Origin of the sequence: Alistipes sp. Marseille-P5061, from assembly GCF_900290115.1 — a bacterium.
In the GTDB taxonomy this organism is placed as follows: domain Bacteria; phylum Bacteroidota; class Bacteroidia; order Bacteroidales; family Rikenellaceae; genus Alistipes; species Alistipes excrementigallinarum.
Map to the genome: position 1 here is coordinate 203,135 of NZ_LT985749.1, position 17,125 is coordinate 220,259.

13 protein-coding genes are annotated in these 17,125 nt (G+C 65.0%); 2 read left to right on the forward strand and 11 right to left on the reverse strand.

The genetic code is table 11. From position 1 onward, the window contains the following. Positions 1-14: 14 nt before the first annotated feature. The 6 genes from C8267_RS04770 to C8267_RS04795 all read right to left on the reverse strand — a co-directional run bounded on the left by C8267_RS04770 (position 15) and on the right by C8267_RS04795 (position 8,586). Complete coding sequence (locus tag C8267_RS04770; protein ID WP_234025694.1) at positions 15-1,322, reverse strand: amidohydrolase; 1,308 nt, start codon at positions 1,320-1,322, stop codon at positions 15-17. 140 nt (positions 1,323-1,462) lie between these two features. After that, complete coding sequence (locus C8267_RS04775; protein WP_106633872.1) at positions 1,463-1,972, reverse strand: DUF1573 domain-containing protein; 510 nt, start codon at positions 1,970-1,972, stop codon at positions 1,463-1,465. A 146-nt stretch (positions 1,973-2,118) separates the two neighbouring features. Further along, complete coding sequence (locus tag C8267_RS04780; RefSeq protein WP_106633873.1) at positions 2,119-2,808, reverse strand: TonB family protein; 690 nt, start codon at positions 2,806-2,808, stop codon at positions 2,119-2,121. Between the two features lie 85 nt (positions 2,809-2,893). Then, complete coding sequence (locus C8267_RS04785; protein ID WP_087361421.1) at positions 2,894-3,298, reverse strand: ExbD/TolR family protein; 405 nt, start codon at positions 3,296-3,298, stop codon at positions 2,894-2,896. A 6-nt stretch (positions 3,299-3,304) separates the two neighbouring features. Further along, complete coding sequence (locus C8267_RS04790; RefSeq protein ID WP_087361423.1) at positions 3,305-3,979, reverse strand: MotA/TolQ/ExbB proton channel family protein; 675 nt, start codon at positions 3,977-3,979, stop codon at positions 3,305-3,307. Between the two features lie 17 nt (positions 3,980-3,996). Next, positions 3,997-8,586, reverse strand: coding sequence for a translocation/assembly module TamB domain-containing protein (locus C8267_RS04795; protein WP_234025695.1), 4,590 nt, complete (start codon positions 8,584-8,586; stop codon positions 3,997-3,999). Positions 8,587-8,657: 71 nt separating this feature from the next. Between C8267_RS04795 and tsaD the strand changes: the two genes are divergently transcribed. Then, positions 8,658-9,683, forward strand: a complete 1,026-nt coding sequence (gene tsaD / locus C8267_RS04800; RefSeq protein ID WP_087361427.1) for a tRNA (adenosine(37)-N6)-threonylcarbamoyltransferase complex transferase subunit TsaD — start codon at positions 8,658-8,660, stop codon at positions 9,681-9,683. A 107-nt stretch (positions 9,684-9,790) separates the two neighbouring features. Here tsaD and C8267_RS04805 read toward each other — a convergent pair whose 3' ends face one another. Continuing rightward, positions 9,791-10,957, reverse strand: a complete 1,167-nt coding sequence (locus C8267_RS04805; protein ID WP_158699716.1) for an Ig-like domain-containing protein — start codon at positions 10,955-10,957, stop codon at positions 9,791-9,793. Between the two features lie 335 nt (positions 10,958-11,292). On the opposite strand from C8267_RS04805, the gene C8267_RS04810 reads away from it, so the two are divergent. Next, on the forward strand, positions 11,293-12,393 hold the full coding sequence (locus tag C8267_RS04810) for an NAD(P)H-dependent flavin oxidoreductase (protein WP_106633876.1): 1,101 nt from the start codon (positions 11,293-11,295) through the stop codon (positions 12,391-12,393). Positions 12,394-12,701: 308 nt separating this feature from the next. On the opposite strand, the gene folD is transcribed toward C8267_RS04810, so the two are convergent. From folD to purN, 4 genes are all read right to left on the reverse strand, one after another. Further along, positions 12,702-13,553: a bifunctional methylenetetrahydrofolate dehydrogenase/methenyltetrahydrofolate cyclohydrolase FolD gene (folD, locus tag C8267_RS04815; RefSeq protein ID WP_106633877.1), complete on the reverse strand. Its 852-nt coding sequence runs from the start codon at positions 13,551-13,553 to the stop codon at positions 12,702-12,704. A 54-nt stretch (positions 13,554-13,607) separates the two neighbouring features. Beyond that, on the reverse strand, positions 13,608-14,858 hold the full coding sequence (purD, locus tag C8267_RS04820) for a phosphoribosylamine--glycine ligase (protein WP_087361434.1): 1,251 nt from the start codon (positions 14,856-14,858) through the stop codon (positions 13,608-13,610). 84 nt (positions 14,859-14,942) lie between these two features. After that, positions 14,943-16,472 (reverse strand): bifunctional phosphoribosylaminoimidazolecarboxamide formyltransferase/IMP cyclohydrolase, encoded by a 1,530-nt coding sequence (gene purH / locus C8267_RS04825; RefSeq protein ID WP_106633878.1) that lies wholly within the window; start codon positions 16,470-16,472, stop codon positions 14,943-14,945. Between the two features lie 3 nt (positions 16,473-16,475). After that, complete coding sequence (gene purN, locus C8267_RS04830; RefSeq protein ID WP_106633879.1) at positions 16,476-17,123, reverse strand: phosphoribosylglycinamide formyltransferase; 648 nt, start codon at positions 17,121-17,123, stop codon at positions 16,476-16,478. Between the last annotated feature and the right edge of the window lie 2 nt (positions 17,124-17,125).

Genomic DNA, 17,125 nt, shown 5'->3' on the forward strand with positions numbered 1-17,125 from the left:
AAGCGGACGGACGGCTACGCGCGCTTGATGCGCTCGACGGCAGCCGCCACGTCGGCATAGAGCCGCTCGAGGTCGATGCCCTCTATCTGCCGCTTCTCGACAACGACGCGGCCGTCGACCACCACCGTCTCGACATCCGACGCCTTGCCGCAGTAGACCAGGTTGCCCACCAGGTCGTGGACGGGCTGCAGGTGGGGCTTCCGGAGGTCGACCACCACCACGTCGGCCAGCGCTCCGGGGCGCAGCACCCCCAGGAGGCCCTCCAGACCGAAGGCGCGGGCGCCGTTGACGGTTGCCATGCGCAGCGCCTCGTAGGCCGGCAGCGCGCAGGGGTCGCCCGTATAGGATTTCTGGAGGAAGGATGCCGTGCGCAGCTCCTCCCACATGTCGAGGTCGTTGTTCGAGCAGGTGCCGTCGGTGGCCACCGTCACGCAGGCCCCGGCCTTGCGCAGCCGCTCGACGGGGGCCACGCCGCTCGAGATTTTCATGTTGCTCTGCGGGTTGTGCGAGACGACGACGCGCCGCTCGACGAGCGTGCGCAGGTCGTCGTCGGTCAGATGGACACAGTGCGCGGCGATGAGCCGCTCGTCGAGCAGCCCGAGGCGGTCGAGGTGTTCGACGGGCGTGCAGCCGAAGCGTTCGCCGATGATGCGCACCTCGTCGCGGGTCTCCGCCACGTGGGTCATCATCCGCAGGCCGAGGCGGTCGGCCAACTTGCGGCCCCGCAGCAGGTTCTCGGGCGAGACGGTGTAGGCCGAGTGGGGCGCCACGGCAATCTGCACGCGCAAGCTGCCGGCAGCGGCCGCCGCAGCGCGCTCAATCTGCGGAAAGACCTCGTCGATGTTGCTGTCGAAGTAGTTGCAGCCCAGCATCGCGCGGATGCCCATCCGCTCGGCCACCTCGACGCAGCGGTCCTCGTGGTAGTACATGTCGACGAACGAGGTGACACCCCCGAGCAGCATCTCGACGATGCCCAGCGTCATGCCCAGCGCCACGTCGTCGGCCGTCTGGCGCCCCTCGAAGGGCCAGATGTAGTCGTTGAGCCACTCCATGAGGGCGATGTCGTCGGCGTAGCCCCGCTGGAGCGTCATCGCCGCGTGGCAGTGGGTGTTGACCAGACCCGGCATGACCAGCTTGCCGCGGCAGTCGAAGAGCCGCGCGTCGGGATGCGCCGCCAGGAACTCGTCGGCGCCGGCATCTCCGGCCTCGACCCGCTCGATGCGGTTGCCGACGATGCCGACCCAGCCCGTGAAGTATTTCGGTGCGTCCGCCTCCGCCGTCATGGGCAGCACGGTCGCGTTTCGGAAGAGAATCGATGTCATAAAAAAGATTGTTGCTTAGGTGTTTCGCGCCCGGCCCCGCTGCGGACTTCGGACGACATACCCGGGCGGTTGCGCGTCCGGGTATGGTTGACTGCGCCGGGATGCGGAGGCTCTGTCGCCGCGTGTCCCGACAGAGGGAGCTACTCCTCCTCTTCGTCGTCGTAGGAGCTTCCCTGCACCGTGATGACGGTGCGCCCCTCGGTCGAATTGGAGTAGACCTGGATGACCTTGTAGAAGGTTCCGGGCTCGCTCTTGTAGGGTTCGTAGGTAATCCGAATCACCCCCGTGCCGCCGGGCGGGATGGGGCGCTTCGAATAGCTCGCCTTGAGGCACGAGCACGAGGTGAAGACCCGCGTGACAACGAGCGGCACCGTACCCTCGTTCTCGACGACGAAGTCGTGCACCAAATCGCTGCCGCGGCGCGGCACGCGGCCGAAGTCATAGACCGACTCCTCGAGCCGCAGCAGCGCACCGCCCTGCTGTGCCGAGCCATTCCGCCGTTCGCGGCGCGAGGGGTTTTCCCCCTTTTTCGGGGAGCTCTCCGCCACGGCATCCCGCTGCGAGCGCTCCGCCGCGCCGGCGGTCCGGCCGACGGCCTGTCCCGTTGCCAGGAGCAGGCACCCGATGCATGTCCAAACAAATTTGCGCATAGTGTTTCTCTTTTTCCGGGAGTCCCCTCTGAGGGGCTCCCCTCCGGAGTCTTCTCCGCTTCCGCAGCTCGGCCCGCGGCCTCCGTTGCCGGCGGGTCTGCCTCGTCGGAGGGGCGGCCGCTTATCGGCTCCGCCCCCGCCGGCGGCTACTCCATGCGGAAGACGTAGGTGATTGTGCCGCCCTGCACCGCCGCACGGTTCTCCGTGAAGCGCGCCTTGCGGGCCGCCTCGAGGGCCGCGGCCACCAGTGCCGGGTCGCTTTCGGTCGACCCCTTGGGCTCGTACGAGGCCCCCGTCACATTGCCTTTGGGGCCAACGGTCACGCGAATCACGATTTTACCGCTCTTGTTGCCCGGATAGACGGGTTTGGGCAGCGCCCCCACCAGGCCGCGTCCCTGCAACCCCTTGTCGAGCTGGTCGAGGCCGTCGACGTCGAGTCCCGGACCCTTGCCGCTCGCCTTGTCCTCACCCTTCGGAGCGCGGGGATTGCCCGCATTCTCGGGCTCGTCGGCCCCGCCCTTGTTCATCCGGAAGAGCGCCCGGGGGTTGGGTGTCTGCGTCACCTCGTCCTTGCCGCTCACGCGGGCCGTCTGCTCGACGGGAGCCGCCTCGTCGTGCATGCGCGGCTCGGTGGCCCGCCGCACCGGAGGACGCTGCGGCTCGGGCTCGGGAGGCTCCGTGAAGTCGATGACAATCGTATCACCGGGCTTCTCCTCGATATGCCGGAAGTCGAACGACACGAGCGCGAACGCAACGACGAGCAGCAGCGCGTAGCACAGCGCCGCCATCGTCGCCCACCTGCGGGGGGACCGGTCGTTCGGGTCGTAATAATACATCTTCTCTGTTGCGTTTCAAAATCCAGGTCTCCGCCCGGCGGCATGCGCCGCTCCTGCGCAGCGGGCCGCCGCGAAGACCGCCCTCCTAGCGCGGTGTCGTGGCCAGGATGAGCTTGTACTTGTTGTCCTTGGCGATGTTCATCACCTTCACCACCTCGTCGACGGCCACCGTCTTGTCGCAGTGGAGCGATACGGTGGGCTCCTCCTGACCCTCGAGGCGCGTGGAGAGCGCCCGCTCGACCCCTTCGATGGAACCCACGTCCTGCAGCTCGACGTAGTAGCGGTAGCCGTGGCCCGTGTCCTGAATCGACACGGTGGTCATCGCCTTGTCCTTCAGCTGGTTGGAGCTCTTGGGGAGCATCAGCTTGAGGGCGTTGGGGTTGATGAGCGTCGTGGCTATCAGCAGGAAGAGCAGCAGCAGGAACATCAGGTCGGTCATCGACGATGCCGAGAAGCTCTTGTCAACCTTGGAACCGTGTTTGATTGCCATGGCGCACTATTTTTGAACGGGTTGGTTAAGGATGTCCATGAAGGCAATCGAGTTGGCCTCCATCTGGAAGACCAGCTTCTCGATGCGCGCCACCAGGTAGTTGTAGCCGAAGTAGGCCGGGATGCCGACGATGAGGCCCATCACCGTGGTGACCATCGCCACATACATGCCGCTCGAGAGCAGGCCGAGGTCCACCGTGCCACCCGCGGCCGACATGTCCATGAAGGTCTGCACCATGCCGAGCACCGTGCCGAGGAAGCCAATCATCGGGGCGCCGCCGGCGATGGTCGCCAGGAAGGGAAGGCCGTTCTCGAGCTTCGAGACCTCGAGGTTGGCCACATTCTCGATGGCCGTCTGCACGTCGCCCATCGGCCGTCCGATGCGCTCGATGCCCTTCTCAATCATGCGGGCAATGGGGGTATCGGTCTTCTTGCAGAGGTTGACCGCCACGGCAATCTTGCCGTCCGAGATATAGTCGCGAATCCGGTTCATGAAGTTCATGTCGAGCACCGAGGCCTTGCGGATGGCGAGGAAACGCTCCACGAAGATGAAAATCGTCACGCCGCCCAGTGCCAGCAGAGGCCACATCAGCCAGCCGCCCTTGGTGAACAGGGTCCACAATCCCATGCGGGTCTCTTCGCTCGCAGCCACCGCTTCGGCAGCCTGTAAAAAAGTCATCATAACGTCGTTTTTTGTTTTTATTTGTTGTTTGAGTTCTCCGTATTGTACTCGTCGTCCGCCGTTGCAAGCGGCTCCGCACCGGCGGCGGCCGCCTCCGGCTGCTCCTGCCCGGCCTGACGCCGGCGCTCCCGTTCGGCGCGGCGCTCCTCGCGGCGGGCCCGGCGCTTGCGGTTGATGAAGCGCTCCTTGACCCGCTGGCGGAAGTCGCGGAAGTTATTGAAATCCTCCTTGAAGTAGACGCCCAGGCCGTACTCCTGCAGACCCTGGTTCTCGTCGAAGCGGTCGATGGTCTGCGTGAAGAGCTTCAGGCGCAAGGCACCCGAGCGGTCGATGAGGTAGGTCACATAGGCCTCGCCCATGAAGTTGGACATGGCGTTGTTGTTGACCGCCTGCTTGTTGTCGATGATGTAGTTGCCCTCCAGCTCGACGAACAGACGGTTGTTGATGAGGCTCTTCGAGAGGCCGAAATCGACCTCGTCGCTCGTCAGCTCCGACTTGGGCCGGTAGCGGATGACCAGGTTGTAGTCGTCGGCCGAGAGCCAGTTGCTGAGCTGGTTGGTCAGGAATTCGAGCCCCGTGGCGGCCGACACCGAGGCGCCCATGTTGCTCCCGGCGGCCGAATTTTCGGCCATGAAGCTGTTGAAGAGCAGCAGGTAGAGGAACTGCATGTCAACCGACTCGGGGGTGCTGAGCGCATTGGCGATGATGCTCTGCATCTCGGGGTCGACACCCGGCACGCGCACGTCGAAGCCGATGGCCGGGTTGGTCAGCCGGTCACCCAGATGGATGACGCACTCGACCGGCACGGAGCGGTCGCCGGCCACGTCGGCCGTACCCTGCAGCAGCGGCTGGAGCGAGGCCTTGACCTTGTAGACGGCATCGATGTCGAGCATCGCGTCGGTCGGCGCTCCGGTCCACTGAATCGTCGAGCCGTTCTCGATGACGAACTTCTTGTTGATGAGGTTCTCGAGCGAGAAGAGGTAGCTTCCCTCCAGAATCGTATAGTCGCCGTACATCTCGAAGATGCCCGAGCGGGGGTTAATCTGCAGGTTGAGCGTACCCTCGCCGCGGGCCCGCACGGCATTGCCCGACACGGTCAGCTCGACCTCGGTGTTGGGGCGCACGTCGAGTGCCAGCGAGATGTTCATCTGTCCCGGCGTGGCGCTCTTCTTGCGCTGCTTGCGCTCGAAGCTCAGCTTCTTGAGCTCGACGGTCGTGAGTGTATCGGTGGCGGCGGGCTCGACGAAGGTGACGAAGTTGGCCGCCGAGATGTTCGACTTGCCCGAAAGGGGCATGAAGAAGGAGGAGCTGCCGGCCGTCGTCGCCGTCACGTCCATGTTGACGCCCAGCTTGTCGCCCCGAATCCGGGCGCGGCCCGAGGCGTAGACCTTGCCGTAGAAGAGGTCGTTGTCGCGGCTCGAGGTGTTGAGCACGAGCATCTGCTCGGGCGTGACGCGCAGGTCGTAGGCGATGTTGGTCACGTGGCCCAAATCGAGGCTGAAGTCGAGCGAGCCGCGGTTGCCCTCGCTGTCGAGCACCGTGGCGTTTTTGGCGCTGAAGAGGCTGTTCTTCACCTCGAGCGTCACGTCGGGCACCGTGTAGGTCACCTGCGTGAAGTCGACCGTGGTCGAGAGCCCCGAGGCGTGAATCGCCCCCGAGAGTTCGCCGTCGCGGCCGCGCCCCGTCAGGACGAGGTCCAGATTGGCCAGACCGCGCGTGCGGGAGATGACCCCCGTGAGCACGGGGTCGAGCAGCCCCATGTCGAGGCTGTCGATGCGCATGCGGGCGTAGTAGCGCCGCTGCGAGGGGGCGTAGAAGCCCCTCACGAGCGTGTCGCCCTTGATGCGGTTGGCCACCGTCAGCCCCGCGCGGTTGCGCTGGAAGTCCCACTGCGAGGTCAGCCGCATGGGAGGGGCCGGGATGTCGTTCACCTCGAGGCTGTCGAGCTGGATGTCGGCCGTGAACTGACCGTCGCGCAGCACCGACTTCATCACCGCGAAGCCGTCCGTGCGCCCCTCGACGACGTAGCCCATGCGGTCGGCGAACTGCGTCAGGGGGGCCAGGTCGAAGTTGCGCAGACGGAGCGTGAGCGAGTCGTCGCGGCTGCGCGAGGCGATGCCGTTGAGCGCCAGCACCTGCTCGTCGTTGCGCACGTAGAAGCGGTCGATGACCACGCGCGTGGTGTCGAACTGGATGTTGCGGGCCAGGATGCGCCACATCTTGTCGCCGCGGACGATGCGCGAGGGGAGAATCCTCAGACCGACGACCCGTCCCGAGGGGCCGTGCTCGTCGGCAATCGAGGCGCGGACGCTCAGCTGGCCCGAGAAGCGGCGCGTCGTGTCGGAGAATCCCGTCGAGAGCTGGACGTCGCCCTGCCGCGCGCCGCCCGTCACCGAGAGGTTGGGCAGATGGAGCATGCCGAGGTAGAGGTCCTCGGCCGAGGCGTAGAGCGTGAGCGAGTCACCGCGGTTCGAGGCGTTGACGTTGAGCCGCGTGGCCAGCATGCGGCGCCGCTCGATGTAGTCCGAAGTGGCCCGGAAGGAGAGCTGGTCGCTCGCCGGGTTGAAGAGCAGCTGGAGTTTCGAGCCGTCGGCCACCTGCAGCCCCTCGGAGATGGCGTCCATCACCGGATTGATGTTGCGGATGCTGACCGACAGCAGCGAATAGTCGTTGGCCAGGGCGATTTTCCGCTCGGCGGCGCCTTCGCGCACCCGGGCGTCGTGGAGCATCGGCAGGTAGCGGGCCGCACTCTCGCGCAGGTAGGCGAAGACCTCGCGGTAGCTGGTCTTGCTGCGGAAGGTGGCGTCGGCGAAGTCCGAGCGCAGTTCGACGAACTTGCTCGTGGGCGAGTTCTCGCCCGTCACCGAGACGTTCTTGGCCGTGAGCGACTTGTCGTTGTAGCGGTAGGTGGCGTCGAGCACCTGGATGCGGCCGTTCAGGTCGTCGAGCGAGCGGCCGCCCGCGCGGGCCACCACGCGCGCCGAGAGCTGCGAGATGGAGTCGCGCCGGTTGAGGTGCAGCGCTGCAAGGTCGGCCCGATGGAGCTCCATCACGAAGTCGTAGCGGGGCGTTCCGTCGTTCAGGTCGACCAGTCCGAGGAAGTCGAAGTTGAGGTTGGGGTCGCGCGCGAAGATGCGGCCGTCGAACTCCTTGTTGCGCAGCCGGCCGTCGAGGCGCACGTCGTTGTAGGTGTAGCCCTTGAATTCGAGCTGGGCGATGTTGCCGAGCACCTCGGCGTCGGCAAAGCCGCGGCCGATGGCGCCGTCGACACGGGCCGTGAGGGTCGTGCTGCCCAGCAGCTGCTCCTTGCCCAGCAGCTTGCCGAGGCTGAACGAGCGAACGCGCACGCTGCCCGTCACCTGACGGCGGCCCGCACGCAGGGGCTTCATCGCCAGGCGGCCCGAGAGACGCCCCAGCGGCGTGCGGAGCTGCGTGCGGAGGTCGAACAGCGAGAGGGTTCCGCGGAAGCTCCCCGCCAGGTCGATGCGACCCGTGCGGCCGAGCATGGCGACCGTCTGCGGCGGGAGCTCCGTCCGCGCGAAGGAGGCGGCCAGCGACCTGAGCGAGCGGGCCGAGGTGGCCAGGCGCTGCACGTTGACGTCGAAATGCGTCGAGGCGATGTCGGGAAGCCCCTTGACCGTGGCGCTGCCCATCAGGGTCGTACCCCCGACGTCGAGGCTGCGGATGCGGGTCTGGAAATCGGCAACCGTACCCGAGGCGTCGAGCTCGACGTCCGAAAAGAGCATCTTCCACTGCCGCAGCTTGGGGGCGAAGTAGGCCAAATCGTCGCTCGAGAGCTTCGAGCGGCGGAAGGCGGCGTCGATTTGCACCGAATCGACGAACCACTTGTAGTCGTTCCACGAGTTGCCCACCAGCGCGATGCGGGGAATCTCAAGCTGCGAGCGGGGCGTTCGGATGGTCGTCTGCTCGAAGCCGATGCAGCCGGTGGTCAGGTAGAACGAACCCGTAAGGTTTTCGATGCGGAAGCCGCTCCGCTCGGTGGCCGAGAGGCTCTCGAAATCGGTATGGATGACCGAGCCGTCGATGGTCAGGTCGCGGGCCACGGTCGCAAGGTCGTAGATGTGCAGGTGCGAGAAGTCGATGCCGTATTCGGGGTTGCGGTGCTCGAGCCGTTCGAGGCAGAACTCCATCCCCTCGATGGCCGCGTCGTGAATCGTCAGTTTGAATTCGCCCTTCTTCTTGCGGTCGGGATTGCTCAGCCGCTCGACCACCTGCTTGATGTTCATCTCGCCGTCGGGCGTCTCGTGCAGGCAGAGCTTCGCCCCCTCGATGCGGGCGCGGCTCAGCACGATGCCCTCGCTGAAGAGGCCGAAGCCCGTGACGAAGGCCTCGGCGCGCCCCGCATAGAGCAGCGTATCGTGCTGGAAATCCTCGACGTAGAAGCCCTGCACGCGCACCCGGCTGAAGAGCCCGATGTCCACGCGGTCGATGGCGACCTTCGTTCCGAGCTTCTCGCTGACGAGCGTCACGGCCTTCCGGACCACGAAGTTCTGCACGGCCGGGATGTCGAGCAGCAGCGAGAGCAGCAAAGGCAGAAAGAGCAGCAGCAGAACTGCTGCCGAGAGCACCTTTCCCAATATTTTCATACCTTTGCGCATTGAAAGTCGTTTAATCCGCAAATTTAACTATTTTTGCAATAAAATAACGAAATCAACCAATGGATATTACAATCTTAGGCATCGAATCCTCGTGCGACGACACCTCGGCGGCAGTCATCCGCGGCAACGTGCTGCTGTCGAATGTCATTGCGTCACAAGCCGTTCACATCAAGTACGGAGGCGTGATTCCCGAGCTGGCCTCGCGCGCCCACCAGCAGAACATCGTTCCGGTGGTGGATACGGCGCTCAAGGAGGCCGGCATCACGGCCGACAAGCTCGATGCCATCGCCTTCACGCGCGGCCCCGGCCTGCTGGGTTCGCTGCTCGTGGGCGTTTCGTTCACCAAGGGGCTCTCCATCGCCCACAACATCCCGATGGTGGAGGTCAACCACCTCCAGGGCCACATCCTTTCGCACTTCCTCGACCTGCCGGACCGCAAGCTGCCCCACCCCGACTTCCCGTTCCTCTGCCTGCTCGTCAGCGGCGGACACACGCAGATTGTCCGGGTGAACTCCCCGCTCGAGATGGAGATTGTCGGCACGACGATTGACGACGCCGCGGGTGAAGCCTTCGATAAGTGTGCCAAAGTGATGGGACTCCCCTATCCGGGCGGTCCGGTCATCGACCGTCTGGCCAAGGAGGGCGACCCCAAGGCCTTCCGCTTCGCACGGCCCCACGTCGACGGCTTCGACTACTCCTTCTCGGGGCTGAAGACCTCGTTCCTCTACACGCTGCGCGACGCCGTGGCCCAGGACCCCGACTTCATCGAGAAGCACAAGGCCGACCTCTGCGCCTCGCTGCAGAGCACCGTCGTGAGCATCCTGCTCGACAAGCTCGTCAAGGCCGCCCGGGAGTACGACATCCGCGACATCGCCATCGCCGGCGGCGTCTCGGCCAACTCGGGGCTGCGCAACGGGATTGTCGAAGAGGGGCGCAAACGGGGCTGGCGCACCTTCCTGCCCGAGTTCAAGTTCACGACCGACAACGCGGCGATGATTGCCATGGCGGGACTCTACCGCTACCGCGCGGGGCTCTTCTCCTCGCTCGAGGTTTCGCCCGTGGCCCGGCTCGAGGAGCTGCTCTGAGCCGGCAGCCGCTCTACGCAACGGATTCCAAGGACGAAGGCCGCAACCCCCGTAAGGGTTGCGGCCTTCGCTCGTCAAGGGGGCGGCACCGGGCCGCCCGCCTAAGGTCAGAATGCCAGAATGGGACGCGCGAAGCAGTCGGCGTCGTACCAGTTGGTCATGCACTCGATGAGCCCCTCGGAGCCGATTTCGAGGATGCATGCCGACTCGCTGTCGTAGGGGGTCGAAGCCCAGAGCGAGCAGAAGGGATGGGTCTCGTCGTCGTTGACCAGCAGGTCGCGCTCCGCCTCGGGAATCTTCGAGAGCGTCTCGTTGAAGCGGGCCATCGCGTCGTAGGAGACCGTCTCCGAGCAGTACCACGTGGCGTCGTACGAGAGCGTCTGCCACTCCTTCATGTAGCGGGCCACCTCATCGCCGCACAGGTTGGCGGCCATGTCCCACAACTGCCCCGTCGAGGGGAGGAACCATCCGCTCGTATGTTCGGGCGCCGGCAGCGAGAAGTCGTTGAGCACACACCCGAAGGCGGGCATCATCTCGTCGAGCGTTTCGCCGTAGTTGTCGCGCACGGTCATCGTCTCGACATAGCCGTTCACGTTGGCATACCACGTCTCGGCCAGCTTGGCGGCATCCAGGCACGAGAACTCCCAGTCCTTCGACCAGTAGGTGGTCATCTTGTCGGCGCCGTGAGCAAAGCGCACGGCCACCACATAGCCGTGGGTATAGCCCGCCGCAACGTCCGAAGCGGCCATGCGTTCGGGGTTGGTCTGGAAGACGATGCCGATGACCTGCTTCCCGGCCACGGGCGCCGGCTTCTCGTCGGCCCAGACGGGATTCAGACCGTCGGCCTCGATGCTGACCAGTCCGCCGTCACTCCACGTGCCGTCGCTGTAGAAGTAGTCGCCCACCTTCGGCTCCGAAGGCTCGGGCTCGGGCTCGGGTTCGGGCTCGGTCACCGTCACCCGACATGCGGCCGAAGATTCACCTACCGAGGCCGTGACGGTCGTCTCGCCTGCACCTACGGCCGTCACCACGCCGGCATCGACAACTGCCACTTCGGGATTGGCCGATGCCCACACGACACTTGCACCGGCCTCCGCCTCGGGCGTCACCTGGGCGGTCAGCGTATGAGTCTCTCCCACGGTCAACTCGATTGCGTTGGCGTCAAGCGCAACCTCGACGCGACTCTCCGTCCGTTCGCCATCCTCCTTGTCACAGGCGCTGAAAGCAAACAGAGCACAGGCCAACAACAGCGGCCTCCACATCACTCGTTTCATAAGCATCGTTGTTTTTTAGATGAATACTCCGGTCGTGAGCTCCGCACCGTCGGGGGCAAGGGGGCGGAACCCGGCCTCTCCGGCCGCGTCGGATTCACGATACCCACTCAAATATACGAAAATCCCGCCAGAATCCGACTGCAGGTTCACAAATTACTGGATAACAGACCATAAAATAGGCCAAACCGCACAACATCCGTACTCGGACGCGTTCCAGGCTGCGACTTTTTTGGCAAATTTTTCGGACTTTTCAGCGAAACAGAGGCTACCCGCGCCAAAAAATCCCTACCTTTGCCTCAACGGGACGGAACCAACGCGTCCCGCGCCAATCAACCATGAAAGCACTGAAAATCGGAAACCTGCTCGCTCCGCTGCCCATCGTACAGGGCGGCATGGGCGTCGGCATTTCGCTCTCGGGCCTCGCCTCGGCCGTTGCCGAGCAGGGAGGCATCGGCGTCATCTCGTCGGCCGGACTGGGAGCCATCTACAACGACTATTCGAAGGATTACCGCAAGGCCAGCATCTGGGGGCTGAAGGAGGAGCTGCGCAAGGCGCGCGAGCGGACGCGCGGCATCATCGGCGTCAACGTCATGGTGGCCATGTCGAACTTCGCCGACATGGTCCGCACGGCCATTGCCGAGAAGGCCGACATCATCTTCTCGGGTGCGGGGCTGCCGCTCAACCTCCCCTCGTTCCTCACCCAGGGGGCGCGGACCAAGCTGGCCCCCATCGTCTCGTCGGCACGCGCCGCCGGGCTGCTCTGCCGCAAGTGGTTCTCGGAGTACCGCTACCTGCCCGACGCGATTGTGGTCGAGGGTCCCAAGGCGGGAGGCCACCTGGGCTACAAGCCCGAACAGCTCGACGACGAACACTACGCCCTCGAGCAGCTCGTGCCCGAGATTGTGGCCGAGGTGCGCTCCTTCGAGGCGGCGCACGAGTGCCGCCACATCCCGGTCATCGCCGGCGGCGGCATCTACACGGGCGAGGACATCTACCGCATCATGGAGCTGGGGGCCGACGGCGTACAGATGGGGACGCGCTTCGTGACCACCGAGGAGTGCGACGCCGCCCGGGAGTTCAAGGAGAGCTACCTCCATGCCCGCAAGGAGGATATCGAAATCATCCAGAGCCCGGTCGGCATGCCGGGCCGGGCCATCCACAACACCTTCCTCGAGCGGGTGAAGCAGGGGCTCAAGCGCCCACGTGCCTGCCCCTTCGACTGCATCAAGACCTGCGACGTGACGCACAGCCCCTACTGCATCATGCTGGCACTCTACAACGCCTTCAAGGGGCGGCTGCAGAACGGCTACGCCTTCTGCGGGGCCAACGCCTGGCGGGCCGAGAAAATCCAGAGCGTCCGCGAACTCATCGCCTCGCTGCGCAGCGAGTATGAAAGTTTCGCGCTCCGCACCCGCCTCTCCGGCGCCAAGCGGTAGCGGGCACAGCGTTGCCGGTGCCGGTGTTGTCTGGGGCAGCGTTGCCGCCCGGCACGGGCAATCATGACACCGCCACCCGGCACGGACAACCGCGACACGACCGCCCGACGCCAAACGCCGCAGCACGGACGCCCCGGCACGAAGCACCGCAACACGGCTGCCCGACGCGAAACATCGTGCCGCCCGGTGCAAGCCGCGCATCGGCAGGCCGCAAAACAAGAGAAGACCCCGAAGAGTTTATCTTCGGGGCCTTCTCTTTTACAGGCTTTTACCGGCAGCCTTCGCTGCCTTCGGACCGCCCGGACGCACTACTTCGCCCGACGGCGGAGGAAGCACTCGATGGTATTCTCCATCAGGCAGCAGATGGTCATGGGACCCACGCCGCCCGGCACCGGAGTGATGACCGAGGCCTTCGGCTCGATGGCCGCAAAGTCGACGTCGCCGCACAGCTTGCCCGTCTCCGGGTCGCGGTTCACACCCACGTCGATGACCACCGCCCCGTCGGCAACCATGTCGGCCGTCACGAACTTCGGGCGGCCGATGGCCACCACCAGAATCTCCGCCTGGCGCGTCACCTCCGCAAGGTTACGCGTACGGCTGTGGGTTATCGTCACCGTGGCGTTCTCGTCGAGCAGCAGCTTCGAGACGGGAAGACCCACGATGTTGCTGCGGCCGATGACCACGGCCCGCTTCCCCTCGATGGTCACACCGGCCGCCTTGAGCATCTTGATGATGCCCTTCGGGGTGCAGGGAAGCGTGCAGGGCTGCTTCTGCCACAGGGCGGCGACGTTGAGCGGATGGAATCCGTCGACATCCTTCGCCTTGTCGATGGCGGCAATCACCTTGTCCTCGTCGATGTGCTTCGGCAGCGGCAGCTGCACCAGAATGCCGTCCACCTCGTCGTCGGCATTGAGCTGCGCGATGAGCTCCAGCAGCTCCTGCTCCGAGATGGTGTCGGGCTTGCGGATGGTGGTGTTGCGAATCCCCACCTCGGCCGAAGCCTTCGCCTTGCCCTTCACATAGCTCACGCTGCCCGGGTCCTCGCCCACGAGAATCACCACCAGGTGGGGCACCCGTCCATACAATGCGGGAAAGCCCTTCACCTTCTCCGCCATCTCGGCCTTGAGTTGCGCCGAGAGCTCTTTTCCACTAATAATCATGCTGTCAATCAGGTTGTTCGTTTGTTGTTGTTCGGTATTCGCATCCGCACGCCGCTACCTCTTGTTGAGCGCCCAGTGGCCGATGTCGGTACGGTGGAAGAGGTTGTCGCACTCGATGCGGGCGACATCCTCGAGCGCATGGCGGCGCGCCTCCGAGAGCGTCGCCCCCTCGCCCACGACGAAGAGCACGCGGCCGCCGGCCGTCACCAGACGGTCGCCCTCCATGCGGGTGCCCATGTGGTAGACCTTGCCCCGCACGCGGTCGAGTCCCTTGATTTCGTGACCCTTCTCGTAGCTGCCCGGGTAGCCCTTCGAGGCGAGCACGATGCCCAGCGTGGCGAAGTCGTGCCACTCGAGCGTCGCATCGCCGCCGTCGGCCACGGCGCAGAAGATGTCGACGATGTCGCTCTTCAGACGCGGCAGCACCACCTCGGTCTCGGGGTCGCCGAAGCGGGCGTTGAACTCGATGACCTTGATGCCCTGCGCCGTCTTCATCAGACCGCCGTAGAGCACCCCCGTGAAGGGACACCCCTCCTCAACCATCGCGTCGGCCGTCCGCTGCATGATGTTGCGCAGCGCGAACTGCTCGTCCTCGGCCGTGATGAAGGGCAGGGGCGAGTAGGCACCCATGCCGCCCGTATTGGGACCCTTGTCGCCGTCGTAGGCGCGCTTGTGGTCCTGAGCCAGCACCATCGGCCACACCTTGCGGCCCGAAACGAAGCACATGAACGAGAACTCGGGGCCCTCGAGGAAATCCTCGACAACGACCTTGCCCTCGCCGAAACGGTCGTCGAGCAGCATCTCGCGCAGCGCCTCGTCGGCCTCCTCCATCGTGGCGGCAATCACCACCCCCTTGCCTGCAGCCAGGCCGTCGTACTTGAGCACGGCCGGCAGCGGACGCGCGGCAACGTAGGCGCGCGCCTCCTCATACTCCGTAAAGGCGCGGAAGCCGGCCGTCGGCACGCAGTATTTGGCCATGAGCCGCTTGGCGAACTCCTTCGAGGATTCGATGCGCGCGGCCGCCTTCGTGGGGCCGAAGATGCGCAGCCCCGCAGCGCGGAAGACGTCGACCACACCGGCCGCCAGCGCCACCTCGGGGCCCACCACCGTGAGCCCGATGCCCTCGCCGGCCGCAAAATCACGCAGCCGCTCGACCTCCGTGTCGCGGATGTCGACGCACTCGGCCACGCGGGCGATGCCGGCATTGCCCGGTGCGCAGTATATCTTTTCGACTTGCGCCGAGCGCGTCAGCGCATCGACGATGGCGTGCTCGCGGCCGCCGCTTCCTATAACCAGTACCTTCATATTGCGAACGGTTGTTGGATTTGTAATGAAACGATACGGGACGGCAGGCTTCCCGAAGGAGTCCGCCGCCCCGTCTCTGTCCTGTTAATGCTTGAAGTGGCGCTCGCCCGTGAAACACATGGCAATGCCCTTCTCGTTGGCCTTGCTGATGGACTCTCCGTCACGCACCGAGCCGCCCGGCTGGACGATGGCCGTCACGCCGTACTCGGAGGCCAGCGCCACGCAGTCGTCGAAGGGGAAGAAGCCGTCCGAGGCAAGCACCAGACCCTCGGTCACACCGGCCGCACGCGCCTGCTTGAGGGCAATTTCGGCCGAACCGATGCGGTTCATCTGACCGGCGCCCACGCCCAGCGTGCGTCCGTCCTTGACCGCCACGATGGCGTTCGACTTCACATGCTTGACGATGCGCCAGCCGAAGTTCAGGTCCTCCATCTGCTCGGGGGCGGGCTTCGTCTCCGTCACGCACATCGAGGCGTCGACGTGCTTGGTCGTCAGGTCGAGGTCCTGCACCAGCAGACCGCCGTTCACGCTCACATACTGCTTGCGGTCCACCTCGCCGCGCGTCATGTCGACCTCGAGCAGACGCAGGTTCTTCTTCGTGCGGAGCAGCTCGAGGGCCTCGTCGGTGAACGACGGCGCCATGATAATCTCGAGGAAGATGGGCTTCATCAGCTCGGCTGCCTCGAGCGTTACGGGACGGTTCGTCGCCACGATGCCGCCGAAAATCGACACCTTGTCGGCCTCGTAGGCCTTCTTCCACGCCTCGACCACGTCGCGGCCCGTAGCGGCGCCGCAGGGGTTCATGTGCTTCAGACCCACGCAGAAGGGCTCGTCGAACTCACGGACGATGCAGAGCGCCGCGTTGGCATCCTGGATGTTGTTGTACGAGAGCTCCTTGCCGTTGAGCTGGCGGGCAAAGGCCAGCGAGTAGGGAACGTGCTTCTCCTCGCGGTAGAACTTGGCCGCCTGGTGGGGATTCTCGCCATAGCGGAGCGACTGCACCAGGTCGAACTCGAGGAAGAGCTTCTCGTTGAGCCCCGCCTGGGCGCGCATGTAGGTGGCAATCATCGTATCGTACTCGGCCGTATGGGTAAAGGCCTTGGCCGAGAGGCGCAGACGCGTTTCGCGGCGCGTCGTACCTTCGGCACGCAGCTCGTCGAGCACCGCAGCATAGTCTGCCGGGTCGCATACGACCGTCACGTCGGCCCAGTTCTTGGCCGCCGAACGCAGCATCGAGGGGCCGCCGATGTCGATGTTCTCGATGGCGTCCTCCATCTTCACGTCGGGTTTGGAGATGGTCTGACGGAAGGGATAGAGGTTGACGCAGACCATGTCGATGAGTTCAATGCCGTTCTCCTTGAGCGCCGCCATGTGCGACGGGTCGTCGCGGCGGGCCAGCAGACCGCCGTGCACCTTGGGATGGAGCGTCTTCACGCGGCCGTCGCAGATTTCCGGGAAACCCGTCACGTCGCTGATGTTGATTACCTCCACACCGCTCTCGCGGAGCAGCTTCATGGTGCCGCCCGTGGCGATGACCTCCCAGCCGAGGCTCCGCAGCCCCCGGGCAAAATCGACCACGCCGGTCTTGTCGCTTACGCTGATTAATGCTCGCATATCTTATTGTTTATCGTTTGTTTGTGTTGGTTGTTCCTGTTTCTTTTCCTCCGCGGCCCCCGCAGCCGGTCCCCGGTCCCGGAGTCCGCCGTCGAGCAGCCGGGCGATGGTCTCGATATAGAGCGGGTGCTCCACACAGTGAATCATCGCCTCGAGTTCCTCCAAATCATGCCCCTCGTAGCCAAAGGCGCGCTGCGCGATGATGCGCCCGCCGTCGAGCGTCGCATCGACCCAGTGAATCGTCACGCCGAAGACCTTGACGCCGTAGTCGAGCGCCTGTTCGATGGCGTGCGCTCCGCGGAAGGAGGGGAGCAGCGAGGGGTGGAGGTTGATGATGCGCCCTTCGTAGGCCCCGAGCAGCGTCGGTCCCACGATGCGCATGTAGCCCGCCAGGCAGACCAGTTCGACGCCCGTCTCGTCGAGCCGCCGCACAATCTCGCGCTCGAAGTCGGCCTTCGAGGCGAACTCGCGGGGGGCAAAGACGTAGCTCTCGACGCCGTGGGCGGCAGCCCGCTCCACGACCGGCGCTCCGGGCCGGTCGCAGACCATCAGCGCCACCTCGGCCTGCAGCTCGCCCGTATCGCACGCCGTGGCGATGGCCTCGAAGTTGGAGCCGTTGCCGCTGGCGAATACCGCAATCCGTCGCTTCATGG

What these genes read in the sequence shown, in the direction of transcription:
- C8267_RS04790 (WP_087361423.1), bottom strand. Translation starts at nt 3,979, where the DNA reads ATGATGACTTTTTTACAGGCTGCCGAAGCGGTGGCTGCGAGCGAAGAG.
- C8267_RS04805 (WP_158699716.1), bottom strand. Translation starts at nt 10,957, where the DNA reads ATGAAACGAGTGATGTGGAGGCCGCTGTTGTTGGCCTGTGCTCTGTTT.
- C8267_RS04770 (WP_234025694.1), bottom strand. Translation starts at nt 1,322, where the DNA reads ATGACATCGATTCTCTTCCGAAACGCGACCGTGCTGCCCATGACGGCG.
- purD (WP_087361434.1), bottom strand. Translation starts at nt 14,858, where the DNA reads ATGAAGGTACTGGTTATAGGAAGCGGCGGCCGCGAGCACGCCATCGTC.
- C8267_RS04780 (WP_106633873.1), bottom strand. Translation starts at nt 2,808, where the DNA reads ATGTATTATTACGACCCGAACGACCGGTCCCCCCGCAGGTGGGCGACG.
- C8267_RS04775 (WP_106633872.1), bottom strand. Translation starts at nt 1,972, where the DNA reads ATGCGCAAATTTGTTTGGACATGCATCGGGTGCCTGCTCCTGGCAACG.
- purH (WP_106633878.1), bottom strand. Translation starts at nt 16,472, where the DNA reads ATGCGAGCATTAATCAGCGTAAGCGACAAGACCGGCGTGGTCGATTTT.
- C8267_RS04785 (WP_087361421.1), bottom strand. Translation starts at nt 3,298, where the DNA reads ATGGCAATCAAACACGGTTCCAAGGTTGACAAGAGCTTCTCGGCATCG.
- C8267_RS04810 (WP_106633876.1), top strand. Translation starts at nt 11,293, where the DNA reads ATGAAAGCACTGAAAATCGGAAACCTGCTCGCTCCGCTGCCCATCGTA.
- folD (WP_106633877.1), bottom strand. Translation starts at nt 13,553, where the DNA reads ATGATTATTAGTGGAAAAGAGCTCTCGGCGCAACTCAAGGCCGAGATG.
- purN (WP_106633879.1), bottom strand. Translation starts at nt 17,123, where the DNA reads ATGAAGCGACGGATTGCGGTATTCGCCAGCGGCAACGGCTCCAACTTC.
- C8267_RS04795 (WP_234025695.1), bottom strand. Translation starts at nt 8,586, where the DNA reads ATGAAAATATTGGGAAAGGTGCTCTCGGCAGCAGTTCTGCTGCTGCTC.
- tsaD (WP_087361427.1), top strand. Translation starts at nt 8,658, where the DNA reads ATGGATATTACAATCTTAGGCATCGAATCCTCGTGCGACGACACCTCG.